4 protein-coding genes are annotated in these 2,770 nt (G+C 67.6%); 1 reads left to right on the forward strand and 3 read right to left on the reverse strand.

What is annotated here, in order from left to right; translation table 11 throughout:
* Nucleotides 1-364: 364 nt before the first annotated feature.
* From AC1DY5_RS50285 to AC1DY5_RS50295, 3 genes are all read right to left on the reverse strand, one after another.
* Entirely contained in the window at nucleotides 365-535 is a 171-nt protein-coding gene (locus AC1DY5_RS50285) for a hypothetical protein (RefSeq protein ID WP_478121789.1), read from the reverse strand.
* A gap of 499 nt (nucleotides 536-1,034) precedes the next feature.
* Nucleotides 1,035-1,253: a hypothetical protein gene (locus AC1DY5_RS50290; RefSeq protein WP_478121790.1), complete on the reverse strand. Its 219-nt coding sequence runs from the start codon at nucleotides 1,251-1,253 to the stop codon at nucleotides 1,035-1,037.
* A 212-nt stretch (nucleotides 1,254-1,465) separates the two neighbouring features.
* Nucleotides 1,466-1,687: a hypothetical protein gene (locus AC1DY5_RS50295; RefSeq protein ID WP_478121791.1), complete on the reverse strand. Its 222-nt coding sequence runs from the start codon at nucleotides 1,685-1,687 to the stop codon at nucleotides 1,466-1,468.
* A gap of 365 nt (nucleotides 1,688-2,052) precedes the next feature.
* On the opposite strand from AC1DY5_RS50295, the gene AC1DY5_RS50300 reads away from it, so the two are divergent.
* Nucleotides 2,053-2,770, forward strand: a 718-nt coding sequence (locus AC1DY5_RS50300) for a DNA cytosine methyltransferase (RefSeq protein ID WP_478121792.1), incomplete at its 3' end; no start/stop codon positions are given.

The following is a 2,770-nucleotide window of genomic DNA, read 5'->3' on the forward strand; positions in this document are numbered from 1 at the left end:
GGCACCTGGGTCGTAAGCGACGACGTTATCGCCGCCGCTGGCGCCGGGATCCTGCTGGTGGGTTCGGAGCAGCAGACTCAAAAGGTTGTCGCGGTGCCAACCGCGCCGAAGAAGGCTCCGGAGCTACCCGTCGTGGACGTGCCGGCATCTCCGGCCGCAGTGGCGTCGATTGCGCCCCCGGCGGTCTATTCCGGGGCGAACCTGCAGGCGATGCCGAGCCCGTTCGTGCCGCCAGCGCGCGCCGAGCCGGCGCGCAGGCAAMCYGACGCCGGGSTCGCTCAACCCCATGCCAAYGCCATTTGCCAACGGCGCCAAGTAGCGACTCGGAAACAAGCGCGAAYCGTCRGTCTGCGCCCTTCGAGTGTCAGCTTAAGGCTTCCTGCCCGCCGCGGATCGCCGCTGTGGATCGCTCTATCTGCGTGGCCATCAGGCGCTGCATGCGTAATGGCGGCTCGCGGTGCACTAGGAGATCAATGATCCAGCCGGCCGCCACCAGGACGGCCAGTGCGCCGAGGGTGAAGATCGCTGATTCCATGGCCGCTCATGAGTCGAGAATGCGGCTACTTTGCCCGTGCCGGCACTGGCACTGTTTGTGAATCGTCCAGATGGACTGCCGATTTCCAGAGCAGTTTGTGATGCAGTTCCTTGTTGGTCGACGAGCCTGTTGTAGTCGATCCCCGCCCGCCGTGGACAACCTGCTGCCCACACAGGTGTGGACAGGCCCTGCGGGCTGCCAGGTCTGCCCACCGCTCCCCGCGCGCTTGCCTTCGGCCTGACGCCCTGCCCGCCGGCTGCGCCCGTGAACAGGTTGCCCGGGCGGCGGCCCGCCCGCCCCTGCGGCCTGCGGCCGGGGGCCCCACCCCGGATCGCGCTGCGAAGGGATACCGAATGCGGGCTCCCCCCTCTTCTGGCCAGCGCCCGGTACGCCGCGATCAGTTGCAACACGGCCTCATCGCCAAGCTGGGGCCCTCTCTACTGCGCTTGCAGCGATCCCAGTTGGACGGCGAGCTCGTGCTCCGGCCATGCCCTCTTCTTCAGCACGCTTCTCGCTCCTGGACGAATGGCATCGCGTATTCGCGGCCGATCATCCCCCGCGCGAAAAGGTAGTTGTTTCGAGCCGCCTCGCCCATCGCGTCGAGATCGACCAACCCGGTGCTGTCGCAGGGAAAGGCCAACGCGCGCCCCTCACGAAACAGCGACTGAAACCGTATCTCGAACGCCGCTGCGGTGTGAATCGAAGGACAGTTCAGCATGATGTTCTCCTGAATCGATACGAGACTTCCTCTGCATCAATCGTGCCTGCGCTCGCGGCGTTGACGCATCCCGTTCGCGAATGAGGAATTCGCGCAGGCAGGCAGCGCAACCGTGAAGAACTGCACACCCTGACCACTCGCAGTTATGCAGGCCATAGACGGGACGGCCGGGTGGCTGTGTCAGTGGAGTTGCTCGCCGATCTCGAATCCGTTCACTCTCTGGGCTCCAGTCCGGTGAGGACATAAATCACTTCCGCGCGAATTTCGGCCTTGGYCAACCCCTTCCTGGCCAGGGCGTGCACARCGGCTGTGCAGGGCTGCTTGGTGTCTGCGCGAAAGCAGAAGGAGCCTTTCTCGCGCGTGCGCGCCCCGCGCACCACGACGCCGGCCTTCATCGCGTCGAACAACTCGCGCTGGTTCTCCGTCAGCCTCATGAGCGGGGCACCTCGCGCGCGTCGTCCTGGTCGCTCGCGTCCGTCGGTTCGCCGGCGCCGGCAGCGACTCGCTGTGCGGCGCCCAGGCGGTCGACCGCTGCGTGAATCACTTTGCCCTTGCGATCCCAGAGCGGCTCGCTCGACAGGACCGTCGCCTTCGAATCCTGGTCAGGCTGGCGCCCGGCGCGCGCAGGGGTGTTCAGTCTGGACCTTGTTCTGTCTCGAATCGGGATCGAGCAGGACTGAGGATCCGAAGGGATTACCTCCCGCGGGGATGCGGTTGTGCGGGACCAGAGGCGGGTGGGAACGAGCCCCGCGGGGAGGTGGCCATGAGTGGGGAAAGCACCTTTGGAGGACGCTTGCTCATGATATACCGCGTTCCCGACGTCCATGCGGCGAACCACCCGGGCACCGCGCACGCCTGCCAGGACCTGCGACTGGCGCGATGTGCCGGCGCACGACCTGCTGTTGGCCTCGCCTGCCTGCCAGGGCCACAGCTCGCCCGCGGGAAGGAGAAGCCGCACCACGACGCGCAGCGGAGCACCGCCTGGGCCGTGGCGTCGGTTGCCGAGTGTCATCGGCCGGCCGCGGTGGTGACCGAAAACGTTACCGCCTTCGCATCGTTGGCGCTGTTCCCCACATGGTGCAGCGCGATGCAGGCGCTCGGCCATGCGCTGGCGCCGCACATCGACTCCGCCGATCACGGCGTGCCGCAGCACCGGCGGCGCCTGTTCATCGTCTGCACCCGCAGCAAGCATCCGCTCCATCTGCAGCTCGAGCCGCGCGCGCACGTCGGCGCCTCATCGTTCGTCCGCTTCGACCGCGGCACCTGGTCGCCGATCGACCGACCGGGCCGCTCCGTCGCGACGCTGGCCAGGGTGGCCGCGGGCCGCGCTCGCCACGGCCCCCGGTTCCTGATGCCCTACTACGGCAGCGGCTCCGGGCTGACCGGACGCTGCCTGTCGCGCCCCATCGGTACGATAACCACGCTCGACCGCTGGGCCGTGGTCGACGACGACCGGATGCGCATGCTCACCGCCGACGAGAACCGCGGCGCCATGGGCTTCCCCGACACCTACCAGC

It is taken from the genome of Variovorax sp. P4_D9 (assembly GCF_056401695.1).

Bases quoted from the DNA above. Each gene is read 5' to 3' on its own strand.
- AC1DY5_RS50285 (WP_478121789.1), bottom strand. From the start codon at position 535: ATGGAATCAGCGATCTTCACCCTCGGCGCACTGGCCGTCCTGGTGGCG.
- AC1DY5_RS50290 (WP_478121790.1), bottom strand. From the start codon at position 1,253: ATGCTGAACTGTCCTTCGATTCACACCGCAGCGGCGTTCGAGATACGG.